The organism is Reinekea thalattae, assembly GCF_008041945.1.
Taxonomy (GTDB): Bacteria; Pseudomonadota; Gammaproteobacteria; order Pseudomonadales; family Natronospirillaceae; genus Reinekea; species Reinekea thalattae.
In genome coordinates, this window is sequence record NZ_VKAD01000001.1 from 884,782 (window position 1) to 905,371 (window position 20,590).

16 protein-coding genes are annotated in these 20,590 nt (G+C 45.6%); 12 read left to right on the top strand and 4 right to left on the bottom strand.

The genetic code is table 11. From position 1 onward, the window contains the following. Positions 1-28: 28 nt before the first annotated feature. Complete coding sequence (locus FME95_RS04050; RefSeq protein WP_147713140.1) at positions 29-1,216, bottom strand: ABC transporter substrate-binding protein; 1,188 nt, start codon at positions 1,214-1,216, stop codon at positions 29-31. Between the two features lie 540 nt (positions 1,217-1,756). On the opposite strand from FME95_RS04050, the gene FME95_RS04055 reads away from it, so the two are divergent. From FME95_RS04055 to FME95_RS04075, 5 genes are all read left to right on the top strand, one after another. Beyond that, the gene (locus FME95_RS04055; protein WP_147713141.1) at positions 1,757-2,935 is read left to right on the top strand and encodes an acetate/propionate family kinase; all 1,179 of its coding nucleotides are present in this window, start codon (positions 1,757-1,759) and stop codon (positions 2,933-2,935) included. A gap of 19 nt (positions 2,936-2,954) precedes the next feature. Next, positions 2,955-5,114, top strand: coding sequence for a phosphate acetyltransferase (pta, locus tag FME95_RS04060; protein WP_147713142.1), 2,160 nt, complete (start codon positions 2,955-2,957; stop codon positions 5,112-5,114). 471 nt (positions 5,115-5,585) lie between these two features. Continuing rightward, positions 5,586-6,278: a MaoC family dehydratase gene (locus FME95_RS04065; RefSeq protein ID WP_147713143.1), complete on the top strand. Its 693-nt coding sequence runs from the start codon at positions 5,586-5,588 to the stop codon at positions 6,276-6,278. 492 nt (positions 6,279-6,770) lie between these two features. After that, a complete protein-coding gene (locus FME95_RS04070) occupies positions 6,771-8,795 on the top strand; it encodes a HAMP domain-containing methyl-accepting chemotaxis protein (protein ID WP_147713144.1) in 2,025 nt (674 codons plus the stop codon). A gap of 210 nt (positions 8,796-9,005) precedes the next feature. Beyond that, on the top strand, positions 9,006-10,199 hold the full coding sequence (locus FME95_RS04075; protein ID WP_342783513.1) for an ABC transporter substrate-binding protein: 1,194 nt from the start codon (positions 9,006-9,008) through the stop codon (positions 10,197-10,199). A 115-nt stretch (positions 10,200-10,314) separates the two neighbouring features. Here FME95_RS04075 and prmC read toward each other — a convergent pair whose 3' ends face one another. The 3 genes from prmC to hemA are packed head-to-tail and all read right to left on the bottom strand — an operon-like array spanning position 10,315 to position 13,485. Next, positions 10,315-11,136: a peptide chain release factor N(5)-glutamine methyltransferase gene (gene prmC, locus FME95_RS04080; protein WP_147713146.1), complete on the bottom strand. Its 822-nt coding sequence runs from the start codon at positions 11,134-11,136 to the stop codon at positions 10,315-10,317. Continuing rightward, a complete protein-coding gene (prfA, locus tag FME95_RS04085) occupies positions 11,133-12,218 on the bottom strand; it encodes a peptide chain release factor 1 (RefSeq protein WP_147713147.1) in 1,086 nt (361 codons plus the stop codon). The genes prmC and prfA overlap by 4 nt, the downstream gene beginning before the upstream one ends. Before the next feature lie 7 nt (positions 12,219-12,225). Beyond that, positions 12,226-13,485 carry a glutamyl-tRNA reductase gene (hemA, locus tag FME95_RS04090; protein ID WP_147713148.1) on the bottom strand — a complete coding sequence of 420 codons (1,260 nt, stop codon included), beginning with the start codon at positions 13,483-13,485 and terminating at the stop codon, positions 12,226-12,228. Positions 13,486-13,654: 169 nt separating this feature from the next. Here hemA and FME95_RS04095 point away from each other — a divergent pair, with 169 nt between their 5' ends. The 7 genes from FME95_RS04095 to ychF all read left to right on the top strand — a co-directional run bounded on the left by FME95_RS04095 (position 13,655) and on the right by ychF (position 20,517). After that, entirely contained in the window at positions 13,655-15,361 is a 1,707-nt protein-coding gene (locus tag FME95_RS04095) for a tetratricopeptide repeat protein (RefSeq protein ID WP_187265433.1), read from the top strand. A 53-nt stretch (positions 15,362-15,414) separates the two neighbouring features. Continuing rightward, complete coding sequence (gene lolB / locus FME95_RS04100; RefSeq protein WP_147713150.1) at positions 15,415-15,900, top strand: lipoprotein insertase outer membrane protein LolB; 486 nt, start codon at positions 15,415-15,417, stop codon at positions 15,898-15,900. Between the two features lie 99 nt (positions 15,901-15,999). After that, positions 16,000-16,860, top strand: coding sequence for a 4-(cytidine 5'-diphospho)-2-C-methyl-D-erythritol kinase (gene ispE / locus FME95_RS04105; protein ID WP_147713151.1), 861 nt, complete (start codon positions 16,000-16,002; stop codon positions 16,858-16,860). Positions 16,861-16,963: 103 nt separating this feature from the next. Further along, positions 16,964-17,902, top strand: coding sequence for a ribose-phosphate pyrophosphokinase (locus tag FME95_RS04110; RefSeq protein ID WP_187265434.1), 939 nt, complete (start codon positions 16,964-16,966; stop codon positions 17,900-17,902). 156 nt (positions 17,903-18,058) lie between these two features. Next, a complete protein-coding gene (locus tag FME95_RS04115) occupies positions 18,059-18,673 on the top strand; it encodes a 50S ribosomal protein L25/general stress protein Ctc (RefSeq protein ID WP_147713152.1) in 615 nt (204 codons plus the stop codon). 62 nt (positions 18,674-18,735) lie between these two features. Continuing rightward, on the top strand, positions 18,736-19,329 hold the full coding sequence (gene pth / locus FME95_RS04120; protein ID WP_147713153.1) for an aminoacyl-tRNA hydrolase: 594 nt from the start codon (positions 18,736-18,738) through the stop codon (positions 19,327-19,329). A gap of 96 nt (positions 19,330-19,425) precedes the next feature. Then, entirely contained in the window at positions 19,426-20,517 is a 1,092-nt protein-coding gene (gene ychF, locus FME95_RS04125) for a redox-regulated ATPase YchF (RefSeq protein ID WP_147713154.1), read from the top strand. The last annotated feature ends 73 nt before the right edge of the window (positions 20,518-20,590 follow it).

Consider the following 20,590-nt stretch of genomic DNA (forward strand, 5'->3'; position numbering starts at 1 on the left):
TTAAATAGCGGCCAGCTATCACTTAAACTTACAGCTCGCCTTTCTCTACGAAAGAGCCGTCTTCTACTAGCATTTCAATAATCAAACCAGGGACATCGCCGTTGGCGTCGAATTCATGATCGCCAGCTGCGCCTTGGTAATTGATATCTTTGCCTTCAGCAATCAGCTTTTTCGCTTTCGCCCATTCACCTGGCAAAATAATTTCGCCTGGTGCGCTAGCGACTGTGCGTAACGCTGCGCTTAGGCCTTCTTTATCTGCCGTGCCAGATTGCTCAATCGCTAAGGCAATCAAGAAAGCAGCATCATAGGCTTGGCCAGCAAAAACTGCGTTTGGATCAAGCGATTTTGCTCTCATTTCTGTTTCGAAAGCACTTTGTCCAACCACTTCTGGGGTACCCGGTTTGGTAGCAATCATGCCTTCTAGAACGTCAGCACCAACCGCTTCAACCAAAGAATCACCCACCATGCCATCACTACCAACAAACTGAGTGAAGTCACCGCTTTCATAGGCTTGGCGTAAAATGGTTTGACCTGAGGTGTCGGCATAAGCAATAACCACAAGAGTCTCAACACCATTAGAAGCTAAAGAACCTAGCTCTGAACGGTAATCGGCTTTGCCGTCTTCATGTGCTTCACTTGCCGCAACGGTACCACTGAAAGCAGCTTCTAGGCCTTCGGCGAAGGGCTTGCCATAATCGTTATTGACGTAAGTAATGACGATTTCATCGATACCTTTAGATTCTAGCAACTCAGCCATCTTAACAGCTTGGAAAGAGTCGGACGGCGCGGTGCGGTAAAATAAATCATTATCCGCAAGGCCACTAATAGACGGTGATGTTGAAGCTGGTGAAATCATTAGCACGCCAGCCGGTACAGCAACGTTATTTGCCGCAGCAATTGAAGAGCCAGAGCACAAGGCACCGACGATAGCAACCGCGCCTTCAGAGTTGATCAGACGATCCGCACCGTTAGAGGCTGCTGATGCATCGATACAACCAGTGTCTGCACTTGGCATAACAATGCTTTCGCCGCCGAGCAAACCACCTTGAGTATTAACATGCTCCATTGCCAGCTTTGCGCCCTCAAAAATTGGCGGCGTTAAGCTTTCAATAGGGCCGGTAAAGCCACCTAAAAAACCTACCTTTACTTCTGCTTGTGCTGCGTAGGCGACAGACGCCATAGCAACCACACCTAGGGTTTTCTTGAAGTTCATCATTATCTCTCTTTAATCTGCCATTGAAGGTCGTTCAGCATGTTGCGAAACTTTACTCAGAAATTCAAGAACTAGTGACAGATTGATGACAAAGGATATCGACTGCTTGTTCAGCTTTAAGTCATTAGGTCCATTAAAAATACGTCTGGTGTTGTTGCAGCCAAATTGCTGCCTTTTATTGACAAAAAAAACATTAGTTGCTGACTTATTGATCCAGTTCCAAAAATAGCACTTATTTTTACGCCTAATTTTTATTTTTTACTTGAGCAAACTGATGAAAAGCGTATCCTCCTTGAGCCAAATTTTTATGAAAATTAGTGATTGTAAACGGCTGATTCAGCGTAATTTCGCTGAACTTTCGAGAAGTTAAACTCTTTTTGCCTTTACCCTGCTACTGCACTCAAACAACGATGCATGTTGCGTGTTCTGAATTCATATTAATGTTTTTAATTCATATTAAACTGGATAACCGTTTAATTCTTATAGGCAGGGGCGCCGATAACGCCCTACTTTCTTTCAACCTAAATACAGTCAGGCTGGTAAATGTCCAATAATATCCTTGTAATTAACTCTGGTAGTTCTTCTGTTAAATTTTCTTTATTCGATATGTCGTCAGAAAGTGAGAGCGCAAGTGGCTTAGCCGAGCGCCTAAACACTGCTGAAGGTGAAATCACAATTAAGTCTGCAGAAGGCAAAATTAATCTTAAGTTAGAAAAAAGCGATTACCGCTCTACTCTAGAAGTCATCATTAATACGCTTACCGAGCAAGGTTTGTTAGAAACATTGCCTGTTGCCATTGGTCACCGTGTTGTACACGGCGGCGAATTCTTCAGCGATCCTGTGCTTATTAACGATGATGTTTTAGGCAAAATCAAAGACTGCATTCCACTTGCTCCTTTGCACAACCCTGCTGCCGTTTCTGGTATTGAAGCGATGACCAGCCTATACCCTTCTATTCCTCAGGTTGCGGTTTTCGACACAGCATTCCACCAAACTTTACCGCCTGAAGCCTACCTGTATGGCGTGCCTTACGAGCTATACGAAGAATTAGGCGTACGTCGCTACGGCATGCACGGCACCAGCCACCAGTATGTCGCTTCTGAAGCAGCTAAACGCCTTAACCTACCTGCAGAGCACGGCATTCTAACCGCTCACCTAGGTAACGGCTGTAGCTGTAGCGCCGTTGTTAACGGTAAGTCAGTTGATACCACCATGGGTATGACTCCACTTGAAGGCCTGTTAATGGGTACTCGAAGCGGTGACGTTGACCCTGGTTTACACCAGTTTTTGCATGCACAAAAAGGCTGGAGCATCGATGAAATCACCGATGTATTAAATAAGAAAAGTGGTCTACTAGGTATTTCTGGTGTCTCTAACGACATGCGCTCAGTTGAGCAAGAAGCTGAAAAAGGCAACAAGCGTGCTCAATTAGCGCTGGACGTTTTCCACTTCCGTCTAGCACGCCAGCTAGGTGGCCTAGCAGCTTCGCTACCTCGCTTTGACGCTTTAGTGTTCACTGGTGGTATTGGTGAAAACTCTCGTGAGACACGTGCTCTAATGCTTAACACCATTAAGATTTTTGGTATCGAATTAGATGAAGCGTTGAATAAAACCAACGGTGACGAGCGTGGCGTTATCTCTAAAGGTAACGGCCCAACGGCGATTGTAGTCAATACTGCCGAAGAACTTATGATTGCTCGCGCGGCACAAGCCCTTATCTAATCAAACAGGAGATTCGTCAGTGAAATATACCTATTTTGTCGCGGCGACTGGCACAGGCACGGGCTTAACGTCCGTCTGCCTAGGCTTGGTTCGCGCTTTGGATCAACTGGGTGTACGCGTTGCTTTTGCAAAACCTATTGCTCAGCAATTCGGTACCGAAAATGAGCCTGAACGCTCTACTCACTTAGCCAATGCAACGCTAGGTCTTAAGCCTGCTAAGCCAATTGAGCTAGCCTATGCACAGCAGCAATTGGCTGCTGGTCAATCTGATCCGCTTATGGAAGATGTGATCCAGATGACGCAAACATCGGCTGAAGATGCTGATGTATTGATCGTTGAAGGTTTGGTGCCTGTTTCGGATGAAAACTACATCCCAGAATTGAACCGCAATATGGCCAAAGCGTTAGACGCCGATGTTATTCTAGTCGCTGCCAAAAACGCCGACAGCACGGCTCAGCTAAACGAACGTATTAAGATGAGCGCCAGCCTATTTGGCGGCATCGAAAGTCGTCGAGTTATCGGCTGCATTCTTAACAAAGTCGGAGCTCCAGACCCTTCTAGCCAGCAAGTTATGGCAGAGGAAGACCCAACAGATGCTCGCAATGTTAAAGAAGGTGAAGCGCTAAGCGTAGAAGATTTCACCAAAATCCTGCCTGTGTTCCAAAGTGACGACTTCAAATGCTTAGGCGCTATCCAATGGAATCCATTGTTAGTCGCGCCTCGTACCAGCGATGTTGCAAACCACTTGGGCGCTGCCATCATCAACGAAGGTGAAATCGCTGAACGACGCGTACAAAGCATCACTGTATGTGCACGCACCATGCCGAACATGCTACAAACACTCAAAGCAGGTGCTTTGGTTGTAACACCAGGCGATCGTAACGATGTCCTGTTAGCCAGTTCAATGGCGGCCTTAAATGGCGTACCGCTAGCGGGTGTTGTGCTAACTGGCGATCTAACACCGCCTGAGTCAGTGATGAACCTGTGTCACGCTGCCTTTAAAACAGGCCTGCCGGTGATGACCTCTAAACTCAACACCTTCAGTTCTGCTCAACGTTTAAATTCTATGAACACTGAAGTGCCTGCTGATGACATCGGCCGCATGGAAAATGTAATGGATGACGTTGCCAGTGCAATCAATGCCAAATGGTTAGCAGAACGCGCTGAAGTGATTGAAGAGCGTCGCCTATCACCACCTGCGTTCCGTCACCTGCTTGTTCAACAGGCGCGTGCAGCAGCAAAACGCATTATCTTACCAGAAGGCACCGAGCCACGAACTATTCGTGCTGCAGCGATCTGCCAAGAAAAAGGCATTGCTCACTGTGTGCTGTTAGGTAACCCAGACGAAGTACGTCGCGTTGCTCAAACACAAAATATTACTCTGCCTGATAGCTTAGAAATCGTTGACCCTGAACAGGCTCGTAGAAAATACGTTGAGCCAATGGTTGAGCTAAGAAAGCACAAGGGCTTAACCGCTCCTATGGCAGAAGCTCAGCTGGAAGACTGCAACGTACTTGGCACCATGATGCTAGCGTTGGATGATGTTGACGGCCTCGTTTCTGGCGCAGTAAACACCACAGCAAATACAGTTCGCCCAGCACTGCAGCTGATCAAGACTCGTCCTGACAGCAGCTTAGTATCATCGATCTTCTTCATGCTATTACCAGAGCAAGCGGTTGTTTATGGTGACTGTGCGATCAACCCAGACCCTAACGCTGAGCAATTAGCCGATATCGCAATTCAATCGGGTGATTCTGCTAAGGCTTTCGGTATTGAACCACGCATCGCCATGATCAGTTACTCTACCGGTCAGTCAGGTACAGGCAGTGATGTTGAAAAAGTCCGTGAAGCCACGCGTATTGCTAAAGAGCGTCGCCCAGATCTATTGATCGACGGCCCGCTACAGTACGATGCAGCATCAACGCCATCAGTAGCCGCCTCTAAAGCGCCTGACAGCGATGTAGCTGGTAAAGCCACTGTGTTCGTGTTCCCAGATCTAAACACCGGTAACACAACTTATAAAGCAGTACAGCGTAGCGCCAACGTCGTCAGTATTGGCCCAATGCTGCAAGGTTTGCGTAAGCCTGTAAACGACCTGTCTCGTGGTGCGTTGGTTGAAGACATTGTCTACACCATTGCGTTAACTGCGATTCAAGCGGCTCAAATGAGCAACAGCTAAACGCAGCTAAAGCCTAAGCTGTTCCACTTAGAGAACAGCCAAAAAGCCAACCTATTGAGTGATTTCAGGGTTGGCTTTTTTTATGGCTGATAAAACTGAAACAGAGCCCAGCGCAGGCTTTATGATACCGCCCAAAAAACAGAATCACTCTTTCAAAAAACCAAAACCTCTCTTTTTGAACACTGAAATGGCAGTAACCAGAGGTTTTTAAAGCGAAAATCTGGCCACATAATCGTTTTTATTAAGTATTTTTACTCACAACTGTGATCACCCTAGCCAAGCCAATCCACCTGCAAAGCCTTATAGGCTCTGGCATTGCCTAAAATAGCGACTGAACGGCAAAAAAGAAGACATCCGTATATTAATAATCAGCTGCTGTAAACTGTATTTATAGCCAATATAATAGCTCGAACGCCTTAATGACCGAGTCAGTAAACACCTTATTGTCGAGTCATCCAATGGGAAGCCGCTATGAAAGTTTTAGACATCATTAGAGAAAAAAGTGATCAGCTGACAAAACAACCAGCTGAGTTTTTTGATCGCCTAAACCCTCAGGTGCGTAGCTATTTATCCGATGCGATGCACAGCGCCAAAAATAGCCATTGGTTTAACTGGTCTGCGGACGCAAAAAACAACGATGCCAATCTCGACGACTCAGTGATGAACGATCAGCATTGGCAACATGAAACTGGCTCTCCGGTTCACGCCGCCTATCAACGCTTAAGTGAACATCTGAATCAAACCACTTACGTCAGCGACTGGGTTGAAATCAATCAAGAACGAATCAATCTCTTTGCTTCGGTGACCGAAGACGAACAGTGGATACACACAGACCCTGAGCGTGCCAAAACCGAATCTCCCTATCGAAGTACTGTAGCGCACGGCTTTTTAACGCTGTCGCTTATCCCTCGATTAATGAGCAGTGTTGGCGATTCCGATGTATTGCGAACCTCCAACGCGAAGATGATCATCAACGTTGGCCTTAATCAGGTGCGCTACCTTTATCCTGTGAAGGCAGGCTCTAATGTGCGTGGATCAAAAAAGGTCATCAGCGTGCAACAGGTTAAGCGTGGTTTAGAAGTGACCGAACAGGTTACCATCGAAATCGAAGGCATTCGTCGTCCAGCCTGTGTTGCAGAAACGGTATCACTGCTGGTTTTTTAACTCGCGACCTTCTTCTTCCTACCCATTTACTCGAAAAAACCTAAGCTAGCAAAGCTGGCTTAGTTTAGCTCGCCTGTAAAATACAGCTCAGTATATTTATTACTTCCAAATACTAATCAAAAATCCTCAATTTAAATCACACATGATTTATAAAATATCAAATGCTATCGAGTTTTCATAAACACTCATGATAAAGACGGCTGCCGTGTCATAAAAAGATAAAAATAACTCATTTTAATCTTAAAATTAGCCTTATATTTCACTCGCCCATGCCGATACCTCCCTTACACCCAACGGATATTAGGCAGCAATGGTAATTCTAAGCGATTATAATTGGGCTTGATCATTGCTGATTATAATTGATTAATCGAATAGGCTTAGGATAGCGCCTTAACAGATGAGCCGTTCCTTTATTAGATGAAAAGCTCCTTTAATAGACGGGTAGCACCAGCACATCGTAATTCATAACTTCAAAGCTAAAAGTTGAGACATATGGATATTAAACTTTCAACCAAAATCATTATCTGCTTTTCACTTATTGGCCTGCTGTTTATGGGGTCATCTTGGCTCGGCTATAAAAGTCGAGATAACGTTATCGATAGCCTAACTATTATCACCGAGTCATCGACGCCAGTGGTGAAGCTTTCTTCTGATTTAAGTTTGCATGTTCAGACCGCAGAACTTTTGATACTAAAACTTTCTGACGCAAAAGATCTGAACGAATTTACTCAGAAACTACAGGACGTAAACGAGAACAATGCTCTGATTCAAGCAATGCTGACTGAATTAGAAGACGCACCTATCGACAAATATGTTCACACTGCTATCCAGCCAGACTTAGATCGCTTAAATACAGTTATTGAGCAAATGCTGGAATACTCAGACAAACTGGTTAGCCATGAAAATGAATACTTACGATTAACTCTCGAGGCGGAACGAATCTCAGAAGAGCTAACCCTTTTACGCGATAAGGTAACCCCACTGCTAACCAATATTCTGTTAGAAGTTGAGGCAGAAAGTGTTATCTCAGTCGTCAATCAAACCAACGCTTCTGTTACCGCAGGTATGCTAATTATTGAGCAGCTAGTAAATACCGATGACATCGCACATTTACAACAGTATCGAGATAGTTTCATCCACTGGCAAAATGCTCACTCTAGCTTACTTCCATCACTTATATTTTCTTCTAACGATGACAATTTCGAACAATTTGTATCTGAGCTATCACTGCTCACGTTATCGATCTTAGATGCTGTTGAGGGTAATAATGGCCTGCTAGAAATACAAAGAAAAAGATTAGAGCTTGCCGAGCTTTCACAAAACGATTCCAACATGCTCGGAGAAAGAATCATTTCAGCAGAAGAAGCAACTCATAGCTTACTTGATACTGCCTTTATCATTAACGATGATCTTGCTAACAACATCCGTAAAGATGCCATTCAACAAAATACGATTAATATCTTCTTAGCGATATTAATTTTAATTGCCGTAGCCGCTATATCCATTTGGATCAGTTCGTATCTCAAGCGATCAATTAAAGTGCTGATGGAGCAATTAAATTCGTTATCAAAAGGCCATTTAAAACGAATCAAACCAACACGCCGAAAGGATGAATTTGGTCAATTAAATAACTATATGGTGAACGTCATTGATGGACTTAGACAAACCGTCAGCAGCATTGACCAGTCATCACACATTGTAGAAAGCTCGGTTCAAAGTGTTGCCACTAGTGCGCAAAGCACCTTGGATATTGTCACCAAACAAAAGACAGAAATAGACCTAGTCTCAACAGCGCTCGTTGAAATGAGTTCAACAGCCAATGAGGTGGCAAAACATACAGAGCAAACTCACGCCCAGGTACTTTCTGCTGCCGAACTATCGAAAGAAAGTCGCGGCCACGTACAATCAAGTTTTAACAGCATTGAGCAAATATCACTTCAAACTGGTCAAGCCATTGGTGTTATTCAAGAGTTGGACAGCGCTGTTACAAGCATTGAAGGCGTTATCGATACTATTACAGAAATTGCAGACCAAACAAATTTACTAGCATTGAATGCAGCTATTGAAGCCGCTAGAGCAGGCGAGCAAGGCCGAGGCTTTGCTGTCGTTGCGGATGAAGTTAGGACACTGGCAACCCGAACACAGGAGTCGACACAAGAAATTCAAGATAAGATTCAGTCTATGGTGACTAATTCTAGAATGGCTGTCGATGTTATTAAGCAAAGTGAACTTAAGGTCGCAGAAAGCTTAGAACAAGCCAGAATTTCTGATCAAAGTATTGTTCAATTTGAAGGTCAAATGAACGAAATACGTGAGCTTTCTTATTTAATTGCCACAGCAGCTGAAGAGCAAGCACAAACCGCATTAGAGCTGGAGAATAGTTTAACTAAAATCGCTGACCTGACTGATGAAACCCGGACCACTGCCGAATCTGCAAAAAATGCTGCTGTATCGCAAGTCGATGTCGCGCATTCGCTGCAGGAAAATGTTTCCAAATTCCTTCTGGATGAGGCCTAATTCATTATGCTAATTTCTAATAAGCTAACTCTTACGTTACCAGCTTTTACAACGACAGCTGTTAAACTTATACCCCGCTACTTTGTTTGTATTTTATCAAAAACTAAAAAGCTTTCGGCTGCATTATTTTTTATCGCCCTGAGTGCTGCTTCTTACAGTTCTGCGGTAGAGCTTAATATCGCCACCGTTAACAACGGCCATATGATAGAAATGCAGAAGTTAACCTCAGAATTTGAAAAAGCATATCCGGATATCACGTTAAAGTGGAATATCTATAACGAAGGCAGCTTACGCATGCGTGCTATTGCCGACATTGCCTCCGGTGGTGGCCGTTATGATGTATTAACCATTGGTATGTATGAAGCACCCATTTGGGCAGAGCGAGACTGGCTACAGCCGTTAGATTTCGATTCTTCTTATGATATGAACGATCTACTACCGTCTGTACGCGATGGCTTATCCTATAACGGCAAGCTCTATGCGGCGCCCTTCTATGGCGAAAGCTCTATGCTGATGTATCGAAAAGACCTTATGGACAAAGCTGGTATTACCTTAGATGAACGGCCAACTTGGCGATCCATTTACTACGCGGCACAAAGTATTCATGACCCAGAAAATAACCTTTACGGCATTTGCTTACGTGGCAAACCCGGCTGGGGTGATAACATGGCGTTGATCACAACGATGGTCAATAGCTTTGGTGGTCAGTGGTTCAACATGTCTTGGACCCCTCAGCTAGAAAGTACGCCATGGCAAGAAGCGGTTTCATTTTATATTGATCTACTCACTAGCTACGGCCCGCCTAACTCAGAAAAAAATAGTTTTAACGAGATATTGCAGCTGGCTCGCAATGGTCAATGTGGCATGTGGATCGATGCTTCTATTGCCGCATCCTTTTTAACTGACGGCAATCAAAGTGACTACGCTGACAACTGGGCGTTTGCCCAAGCGCCTTATAAAACCACAAGCTCTGGTGCTAACTGGTTATGGGCTTGGTCTTTGGCGATTTCCAAAAAATCTCAAAATGTTGAAGCAGCGAAAACCTTTATTAGCTGGGCAACGTCAAAAGACTACATCAAACTTGTTGCCAGCAAAAACGGTTGGGCAAACATTCCGACAGGTACTCGAACCTCTACTTACCAACAAGAAGAATTTTTGTCTGTTGCAGGTGATTTCGCAAAAGCCGAGCTAGAAGCGATGAGAACAGCCGACCCAGAAAATAGCACCCTACTGCCCTCGCCTTACACCGGAGTTCAGTTTGTTTCTATTCCTGAGTTTGTTGCTATTGCCGGCGCAACTGGGCAACAAATTTCTGAAGCATTAGAGGGTAAGATAACAGTACAACAAGCACTTTCTAGATCGCAGACCATTGCACTACGAGAAATGCGACGCTCTGGTAATTAAGCAACAAAAACGGCTCAGTATTTTTATAATCATTTTGCTTGATAACAAAAAGGCGTCTATCTAAGACGCCTTTTTTAGTAACCATATTAGGACAAGCCACAAAGAAAAATTTTCATCATTTAAGCTGACCATAAGTTACTCGATCATTACCTGCATAATCTTTAACACAACCAACTTCGCTAAAACCTGCCTCGATCATTAGTTGGCGAACGTCGTCCGCCTGCTGCCAACCGTGCTCGATGTAAAGCGCTCCCGCTTGCTTTAAACAACGACGAGCCTGTTGCGTTATTATTCGAATATCCGCTAAGCCGTGCTCGTCGGCAACCAACGCACTTTTCGGCTCAAAACGCACATCACCCTGACTTAAATGTTCGTCTTCGGCATCAATATAAGGAGGGTTGGAGACGATTAAATCGAGCGACTGATCGACTACCGATTGACACCAATGCGCCTGATAAAAGTGCACATCAAGCGCTAGCTGTTGAGCATTTTGCTTAGCTAACACGACGGCTTCTGGCATGCGGTCAACGCCAGTAACTCGCCAAGCAGGCCGTTCAACTTTAAGCGCTAAAGCAATTGCGCCAGTACCGGTACCTAAATCTAAGCATTGGATAGGTTCGGCTGAATGGTTTTGCAGTACGGTTTCGACCAACACCTCAGTGTCTGGCCGTGGAATCAAGGTCGCTTTAGAGGTTTGAATCGGTAACGACCAAAACTCTCGCACTCCAGTTAAATAGGCGACAGGTTCACCCGATAATCGCTTTTCTACCAACGACTGAAATGCACTAAGCTGCTCAGCACTAAGCTGTTTTTCTGGCCAAGCTATCAAATAGGTTTGGCCTTTATTAAGCTGATGCGCCAATAACACCTGGGCGTCTAAACTATCCAAACCTTTCGCCTTGGCATAGCTTAGCGCCTGTTCAATGGTTTGGCTCAAGACTGCCCCATTTCAGCAAACAACTGCGCTTGATGCTCAGTCAACAACGGCTGAATGATATGTTCAAGCTGACCAGCCATCACTTCATCGAGCTTATAGAGCGTCAAGTTAATGCGGTGATCGGTGACTCGACCTTGCGGATAATTATAGGTGCGAATACGTTCCGAGCGGTCACCACTACCGACCAACGATTTACGTTGATCTGCTTGTTCTTGCGCCGCTGAACTCTGCTGCGCATCCTTTAGTTTTGCCGCCAATAACGACATCGCTCGTGCTTTGTTTTTATGCTGCGAACGCTCATCCTGACACTCAACCACCATACCGGTTGGTAAATGCGTTAAGCGAATTGCAGAATCGGTTTTGTTAACGTGCTGACCACCAGCACCAGAGGCTCGAAAAGTATCAACGCGTAAATCGTTTTTATCGATCTCAACTTCTTCTAATTCATCTGCTTCTGGCATTACTGCAACGGTACAGGCCGAGGTATGAATACGGCCCTGACTTTCTGTTTCTGGAACACGCTGTACTCGGTGAGCGCCAGATTCAAACTTTAATTGCGAGTAAACGTTGGCACCACTGACGCGAGTAATCACCTCTTTATAACCGCCGTGTTCGCCCTCGTTAGTGGATAATATTTCCAGCTTCCAGCCCGCTTTTTCAGCATAACGGCTGTACATACGTAACAGGTCGCCAGAGAAAATTGCCGCCTCATCACCGCCAGTACCGGCGCGAATTTCTAAGAAGACATTTTTGCCGTCGTTTGGATCTTTTGGTAACAATAAAATTTGTAGTTGCTGGTCTAGCTCTTCAATTTTTGCCTGAGCAAGCTGTAATTCTTCTTTACCCATTTCACGTAAGTCAGGGTCAGAATCGCTGGTCATCAGTTCGGCTTCTTCAACATCCGATTCCGCTAAGCGGTATTGTTCAAAACACTTCACCACATCTTCAAGCTCTGCGTACTCTTGAGAATATTTGCGAAAAGAATCCTGATTAGAAATAACATCCGGTTGCGATAACAGCATGCCGACTTCTTCGTAACGCTCAGTTAACTCGGTGAGTTTTAATTTTATTGAGTCTTTCATATTTACCTTAGCTATCGATATCGAATATCTGCCGTGTCCATTCATTGACATCAGGCATATCGTTTTGGTGAGCATTCTTCAACGCAACGGTTGGGTAATGCATCAGTTTGTTGGTGATGTTATGCGCCAACTGTTTTGTCACTTGGATAGGGTCAGCACCACTGGCAATAGCTTTTTCGGCCTTCTCTATCTCTGCTTGTTTAATTTTATTAGCATGTGCACGGATGCTTTTTATGACATCGCCAGCGTTTCGTGCGTTCGACTTTTGAATAAATTCATCGGTCTGTTGCTCGATAATTTCTTGTGCTTGCACGGCGGCTTTTTCACGGGTTCTAAAATTATCTTCAATGACGTTCTTTAGGTCATCGACCGTGTACAAAAACACATCTTTTAACTGACTAACTTCTGCTTCAATGTCACGCGGCACTGCAATATCAGCCATAAATACCGGCTTATGTTTGCGAACTTTTAGCGCACGCTCGACCATACCTTTGCCGATTAACGGCAGTTGGCTGGCTGTCGATGAAATAACAATGTCTGCCTGTGGCAATACATCTGGGATGTCGGACAGCAAACAGGCTTTGGCATTAAACTGTTGCGCTAATGTCTCTGCTCGGGTCAGGGTTCGGTTAGCAACTGTAATTTTACCGATACCCTTATCTTGTAAATGACGAGCCACTAAGTCGATGGTTTCACCCGCGCCCACCAACAATGCATGACATTTTTGCAAGTCGCTAAAAATACGACTCGATAAACTCACCGCGGCATAAGCAATGCTGACGGCATTTTCACCTATCGCGGTTTCGGTACGTACCTGCTTGGCGACTTTAAAGCTGTGCTGGAACAAAAAGTTGAGCTGCGGGCCTACCGAGTTAAATTCTTTTGCTACGGCATAAGCCGATTTTAACTGACCAGATATTTGCGGCTCACCTAACACAAGGCTATCCAAACCCGAAGCCACTCGGCTGATGTGTGCTACGGCGTCACGGTCATAAAAGGTATACAGATGCTGCGCCAGTTCGTGCTTGGCAATGGCAAACTCTACTGACAGCCAAGACACCAAGGCGTCGACCGTGTTTTCAGTATCGTTAACATCACAATAGAGCTCTGAACGGTTACAGGTTGAGACGATTGCCACTTCGTTCACAGAACCGATCGAACGCGCAGCACGCAAAGATTCGGACATGGTTTCAGGTGCAAATGCCACCTGCTCACGAATCTCAACAGGTGCCGTATTATGATTAATGCCGATGGCCACTAGTGACATGCAGTACCGATACTCTTGAATTTGGGAATTTGTAAAAAGGTGAATTTGTAAAAAGGCGGTATTCTAACGACTTTGCGGAAAAAGGGCGACCTAGGCTATGCTAATATCGCTTCAAAATGTTACGCCAATGACAATATTACACTCTTATTCTCGGTTGACTAGGTGCCTTATGCCAATTACATATTTCCGCCGATCATGCTCATTGCTTCTGGCCTGTACCGTACTTTACGGCTGTGCTGGCCTATCTAGCCAACAGTCCACTGGAGCCAACAAAGAGTCCGAACAAGCGCTGATCAATAGCGAGCAACTGACTGGACAAAACCTGTTTCAACTACTGTTAGCCGAAATCGCAACAAATCGTCGTGAATTAGGTGTCGCTGCTGAGCTATACGGCCAAATCGGCGAAGACTATAACGATGTCGAAGCGCTGCAGCGCAGTGTGTTGCTCAACCAAGCAATCGAAAATTATCAACAAACTTACAGTGCCGCAAAAAAGTGGGCTCAGTTACGTCCAAATGATGCGACGGCACTGAGTGCTTTAGCGCTTTCTGCGACGGCAACTGGCCAAGTTGAAGAAGGCGCCAGCGCCTTAGAACAGCTATTGAGCGACAACAAAAAGGCCGACGTACAATTTTTACTCAGCGCACTTACATCTATTAACTCAGCGCAACGCCAACAGTTCAGCCAACTGCTGGCCGACGTGCAACAGCAATACCCAAAAAATGCCTCACTTTATTATCTAAGGGCGCGCCTAGCTTTCGAACAGCCAACGACCTCTTTGGAATTGACCGAATCTTCCATTGCCATTGAATCCAGTCTAGAAGCAGAGCTTTATAAGTTAGATCTGCTGCAACTACTCAAACGATTCGATGATGCCAAACTGCAAATTCAACAGCTGCGCAAAAAGCACCCAAAAAACAATCAGGTTGCCGTACTCTATGCGCGCTACCTTTATCAATACCAACCAAATAACATTGATGCGTTAGCCGAACTGCATACGCAATTTTCAACTGAGCCAATCATTAGCCGCACCTATGCCAGAAGTGCGTTTAATCTTGGTGAATTTGATACCGCACGCGCTATTTATGCACACCTACTGTCAATTGGAGCACTGGATGATGAAGCCTTTTATTTTCTAGGCAGAATCGATCTAGCAAATAACCATATTGAATCCGCAGCGGACAATTTTCAGCAGGTACAGTACCCACCCTATTTATTACCGGCTATTGCCGAGTGGGTACAACTGGCCATAGTAGAAGATGAAACCCGCATCATGGCCAATATCGAACAGGCCAAGCTTCAGGACCCAGAAAACGCAGCCGACTACTGGGGCTTTGCTGCCAGCTATTATCAAAATACCGGCAAGCTGGCATTGGCAAAACAAACCCTGACACAAGGCTTAGCAGAATACCCAAACAGCGTACCGTTGTTGTATAGCAAAGCCATGCTGGCTGCTGCCGAAGATAACAATGAACAGATGGAAGAGATTTTATTGCAGGTGCTAGCCATTGAGCCGGACAACGTCGATGCACTCAACTCTTTGGGTTACACCTGGGCGAACCTGAGTAAAAACCTCACGGTTGCGCACGATTACATCAATCGCGCTCTGGCTCACAACATCGAAAACCCTGCCTTCCAAGACTCTAAAGGCTGGATTCTATATCGCTTAGGTGAGTTAGAAGAGTCACTGGTTTGGTTACAAAAAGCCTATGCACAATACCAAAACGACGAAGTGGCCGCTCACGTCGCTGAAGTCCAATGGCAACTTAAGCAGTTTACCGAAGCAAAACAGACGCTTGAGCAAATCAAAACCAACTATCCAGACAGCGACTACATCGACTACCTAAGCAACCTATTTGAGGCGTCAGCACCGTGAAAAAACTTGCCAGCCTTAGTTTTTTGCTTTTGTTATCCAGTTGTAGCCTATTTATGAATAAACCCGAGCTCGATGCAGATTGGGCTTTTAAAGGCAAGATGGCGGTAAACAGCGCGACCGAGTCGAGTAGTTTTAATATTCAATGGCTACAACAGGGCGATTACTATCAGATTGAATTAAGCGGCCCATTACGCCAAGGCTTAATCACCATTCAGGGCCAGCCTGATTATGTCGAGCTAAATCACAGTAACGGCACACTTTACGCCGAAAGCCTGAGCCAGCTGGTCAGTGATAATACCGAATTTGACCTACCGTTAGACTACTTACAGTTTTGGGTGCGAGCAGTACCGGCGCCCTTTGAAAAGTTTCAGCGTACTCTCGATGACAATGACCAAGTAGCGACTATTCGCCAAGCGGGTTGGCGCGTCAGTATCAGCGATTATTTTACCGACGACTCTGATCTGCCTCGAAAATTAGCCTTCGCTAAAGCCGATCAACAGGGTAAACTCATCATCCGTGAATGGTCGATCCAACCCTAACGCTCGGCGTTAAATTCGTGCTCGACTAATCACTGATCAACCAATAGGCGATCAGCTAGATCGCACGAACACCCTTAGCTAACCGGATTAGAGACTCACGTGCCAGCACCCTCAGTCACGATACCTGCGCCCGCCAAACTGAATCTATTTTTGCACATCACTGGGCAGCGCGATGATGGCTACCACAACTTACAGACTCTGTTTCAGTTGTTGGATTACGGTGATCAGCTGCGCTTTACCGCCGCCAACAGCGGAGGCATTCGCTTACGCTGTAACAACCAAGCCTTGCAAACCTCAGACAACCTGATCATTCGAGCCGCTCATGCGCTGGAGCAAGCAAGCGGAAAAACGATTAACATTGATATTGAACTGACCAAACGCCTTCCTATGGGCGGCGGCGTCGGCGGTGGCAGCTCCGATTGCGCCACTACCCTGCTGACGCTCAATCAGCTATGTAAACTTGAACTTTCTAGTACCCAACTGATGACTATCGCGGCCTCTCTAGGTGCCGATGTTCCGGTATTCGTTGCAGGTAAAACCGCTTGGGCTGAAAGCATTGGCGACAAACTGACTGCGTTAGAACTGAGCGAGCGCTGGTTTGTTGTGCTGCACCCGCAGGTGCATGTATCGACCGCAGAGCTGTTTAAGCACCCTCTTTTAGAAAGAAATCATCCAGCAATAACTTTTGATGATCGGCTAATTGATCAAGGCCAAAATTGTTTTGAAGCTGTCGCTCGCAAGCTTTACCCAAGCATTGAGCAGGCGTTCCAACTGGCGCAAACCTTCGGCCAAGTCAGATTAACCGGTACCGGTGCCTGCCTATTTCTCAGTATGAACGATAAGCTCAGTGCCGAAGCCGCTTGCCAAGCCATTGCGCAGCAACAGGCTGATTTATCACCCTTTATTGCTAAGAGTGTGAACACTTCACCAGCGATTACGGCGCTAAATAATCTAAGCTAACAGGCTTAGATAAAGAATCTGATCGATGCTTGGCTGACCATAAATGGCGCCGGACAACGCCGATCAACAACATTTAATCAACTAACCAGAAGGGCCTGACACTGTGTCAAACATGATGATTTTTACCGGTAATGCGAATCCTGAACTCGCCAACAAGGTGGTCGACCGTTTAGGTATACCCCTAGGTGAAGCGACGGTTGGTAAGTTCAGTGATGGCGAAGTGGCAATCGAGTTAACCGAAAATGTGCGTGGCGCGGATGTATTTATCATCCAATCGACCTGCCAGCCAACCAGCGATAACCTCATGGAAGTGCTGTTTATGGCCGACGCTTTACGCCGAGCTTCAGCAGCACGCATTACTGCGGTTATCCCCTACTTTGGCTATGCTCGCCAAGATCGACGCCCACGCTCTTCTCGCACCCCCATTTCTGCCAAGGTCGTCGCAGACATGCTGACAGTAACTGGTATCGATCGCATCTTAACGGTTGATCTTCATGCTGAGCAGATTCAAGGCTTTTTCAGTATCCCGGTCGATAACATTTACGGCTCACCAATCCTGCTCGATGATATTCAAAAACAAGGCTACGAAAACCCAATCATTGTTTCACCCGATGTCGGCGGTGTCATGCGTGCCCGCGCCATTGCTAAGCAATTGGGCGTTGAACTGGCGATCATCGATAAGCGTCGACCCAAAGCAAACCAAGCTCAAGTCATGCATATTATTGGCGAAGTGAAAGATCGCACCTGTATTTTGGTCGATGATATGGTCGATACAGCCGGAACATTGTCGCAAGCATCGAATGCCTTGCTAGAGTTTGGCGCTAAAAAAGTAGTCTGTTATGTCACCCATCCAGTACTGAGTGGACCGGCCGTAGAACGCCTAAACAACTCACCTATCGAACTGGTTTGTACCGATACTATCCCGCTCTCGCCGGAGGCGAAAAACTGTGATAAGATCCGCCAGCTTTCGATGGCAGGGGTCCTCGCAGAGGCCATTCGCCGCGTTAGTAACGAAGAGTCCATCAGTGCAATGTTTCGTTAATTCACTGCATTTTTGCGGAATTTAACGTCACTTTAACTGAACTTAAGGTCTCATAGAGATGGCATTCGGTAGTTATTAGCACACTCTTTATAACTACTCTGTGCCTAGCAGCATTGGTCGCAAATGCTGTTTATTAAATTTTTGGAGCAATATTAGATGTCTACTATTTTTGAAATCAACGCAACTGTTCGCGAAGAGTTAGGGAAAGGTGCGAGCCGCCGCCTACGTCGTGAGCAGAAAGTACCTGGTGTTATTTACGGCGGTGCTAAAAACCGTAAACCTCAAAGCCTAACGCTTGAGCTGAAAGAACTAGTTAAAGCGCTAGAAAACGAAGCGTTTTACTCTCACGTTCTAGATGTGAAGATCGGTGACAAGTCTGAGCAAGCTATTGTTATGGACCTACAACGTCACCCATCAACTGGCTTCCCTATGCACATTGACTTTGAGCGTGTTACTAAGTCAACCGTTGTACACAAGCGTGTACCTTTGCACTTCATTAACGAAGAAGTTATCACCAAAACTGGTGCAACTGTACAGCGTTCTGCTTCAGAAGTTGAAATCACTTGTAAAGTGGGTAGCCTTCCAGAATTCATCGAAGTGGATGTTGCTAAACTAGAAGTCGGTTCTGTATTACACCTTTCTGAGCTAAAACTGGCTAAAGGCATTACTTTAGTAGAACTTAACAAAGGCGCTTCTCACGATGCGGCTGTTGTTTCTATTGTTAAGCCAAGCTCAGCAGCTGAAGAAACAGAAGAAGCTGCAGCGGAATAAGCTTTATTATCCGTTTTTAAAAGGGCCTTTTAGGCCCTTTTTACGTTATAGCGACTTATTATATGAACGATTCCATTCAACTTATTGTCGGCCTGGGCAACCCTGGTAGCGAATACCACCAAACGCGGCATAATGCAGGCTTCGATTTTTTAGATTGCCTAGCACAGCAGCAGGCTGGGCAATGGAAAAAAGACAGCAAGTACAAGGCTGAGATCTGCTCAATCAACCTAAAGGGTCATAAGGTTTGGCTTATGAAGCCGATGACTTTTATGAACCGCAGTGGCCAATCCGTTGCCCCCTTCGCCAACTTCTACAAAATACCGGCGGATCAAATCTTGGTGGCACACGATGAGCTAGATATAGAAGCCGGCACCGCACGCTTTAAAAAAGGCGGCGGCCATGGCGGACACAACGGTTTACGCGATATTATTGCAAGCCTTGGCAACAACAAAGATTTTTACCGCTTACGACTGGGTATTGGTCATCCTGGCCAAGCATCGGAAGTGGTTAACTATGTACTGCGCAAAGCGCCTGCTGACGATTACATTGCGCTAGAACGAGCCATCGATTGCGCTATCGATCAGCTACCGTTAGCGATATCTGGTGATTGGGCAAAGGCCATGAATCACTTGCACAGTTTCAAATTGGGTGAATAATCCAGCAACTCACTATTCAATGAATTGCACCATAACAGACTTAACAGATTGCGTTGATCTACAAACGCTTTAATTATTTTTAGGGGAGATACAAATATGGGAATTAAATGCGGTATCGTTGGCTTGCCTAACGTCGGTAAGTCTACGCTGTTTAATGCCTTAACTCAGGCCGGCATCGATGCAGAAAATTTCCCATTTTGCACCATTGAACCGAACACAGGTGTTGTACCAGTACCAGATCCTCGTCAGGACAAAATTGCCGAAATCGTTAAGCCTGAAAAAACCATCCCGACAACTATGGAGTTTGTCGACATTGCCGGTCTGGTTGCAGGCGCGGCCAATGGTGAAGGCTTAGGCAATAAATTTTTGCACAACATCCGTGAGACCGACGCCATTGCTCACGTAGTGCGCTGCTTTGATAACGACAACGTCATCCATGTTGCGAACAAGGTTGACCCTCTGGCGGATATCGAAGTGATTAACACCGAGTTAGCGCTTGCTGACTTAGACAGTGTTGAGAAGCAATTAGTGAAACTACTGAAAAAAGCCAAAGGCCAAGACAAAGAAGCCAAACGTTTGGCCGATTTATTAGAAAAAATTAAACCACACCTCGACCAAGCTAAGCCGGTACGTTCAGTAGAGCTGACTGTTGATGAGCTAAAAGACTTGCAGCAATTTCAACTACTAACCAGCAAACCAACACTGTACATCGCTAACGTCAATGAAGACGGTTTTGAAGACAACCCTTACTTAGATCGTGTTCGCGAAATCGCCGCAGCAGAAGAAGCCGAAGTCGTGGTCATCTGCAACAAGCTGGAAAGCGAAATTGCTGAATTGGACGATGAAGAAAAAGCCGAGTTCTTAGGTGATCTAGGCATGGAAGAACCCGGTCTAAACCGAGTGATTCGCGCAGCCTACAAGCTACTAGGCTTGCAAACCTTCTTTACCGCTGGCGTTAAAGAAGTTCGCGCATGGACGGTAAAAGTCGGTGCCAGCGCCCCCAATGCCGCAGGTGTTATTCACACCGATTTCGAAAAAGGCTTCATTCGTTCTGAAACGATTTCTTACGCTGATTTCATTGAATTCAACGGCGAATCTGGTGCAAAAGAAGCCGGTCGTTGGCGTTTAGAAGGTAAGGATTACATCGTACAAGATGGCGATGTGATGCATTTCCGATTCAATGTCTAACGGTTAAAAAATACCTTAACTAGGCTATTCAGTTCGGCACTTGCTATTAAAAGATGCTTATCAAAAGATAGCT

Excerpts from the sequence above, each read along its gene's own strand:
- FME95_RS04050 (WP_147713140.1), bottom strand. The coding sequence starts at position 1,216 with ATGATGAACTTCAAGAAAACCCTAGGTGTGGTTGCTATGGCGTCTGTC.
- FME95_RS04055 (WP_147713141.1), top strand. The coding sequence starts at position 1,757 with ATGTCCAATAATATCCTTGTAATTAACTCTGGTAGTTCTTCTGTTAAA.
- FME95_RS04065 (WP_147713143.1), top strand. The coding sequence starts at position 5,586 with ATGAAAGTTTTAGACATCATTAGAGAAAAAAGTGATCAGCTGACAAAA.
- FME95_RS04070 (WP_147713144.1), top strand. The coding sequence starts at position 6,771 with ATGGATATTAAACTTTCAACCAAAATCATTATCTGCTTTTCACTTATT.
- FME95_RS04075 (WP_342783513.1), top strand. The coding sequence starts at position 9,006 with ATGCAGAAGTTAACCTCAGAATTTGAAAAAGCATATCCGGATATCACG.
- prfA (WP_147713147.1), bottom strand. The coding sequence starts at position 12,218 with ATGAAAGACTCAATAAAATTAAAACTCACCGAGTTAACTGAGCGTTAC.
- hemA (WP_147713148.1), bottom strand. The coding sequence starts at position 13,485 with ATGTCACTAGTGGCCATCGGCATTAATCATAATACGGCACCTGTTGAG.
- FME95_RS04095 (WP_187265433.1), top strand. The coding sequence starts at position 13,655 with ATGCCAATTACATATTTCCGCCGATCATGCTCATTGCTTCTGGCCTGT.
- lolB (WP_147713150.1), top strand. The coding sequence starts at position 15,415 with ATGAATAAACCCGAGCTCGATGCAGATTGGGCTTTTAAAGGCAAGATG.
- FME95_RS04115 (WP_147713152.1), top strand. The coding sequence starts at position 18,059 with ATGTCTACTATTTTTGAAATCAACGCAACTGTTCGCGAAGAGTTAGGG.
- pth (WP_147713153.1), top strand. The coding sequence starts at position 18,736 with ATGAACGATTCCATTCAACTTATTGTCGGCCTGGGCAACCCTGGTAGC.
- ychF (WP_147713154.1), top strand. The coding sequence starts at position 19,426 with ATGGGAATTAAATGCGGTATCGTTGGCTTGCCTAACGTCGGTAAGTCT.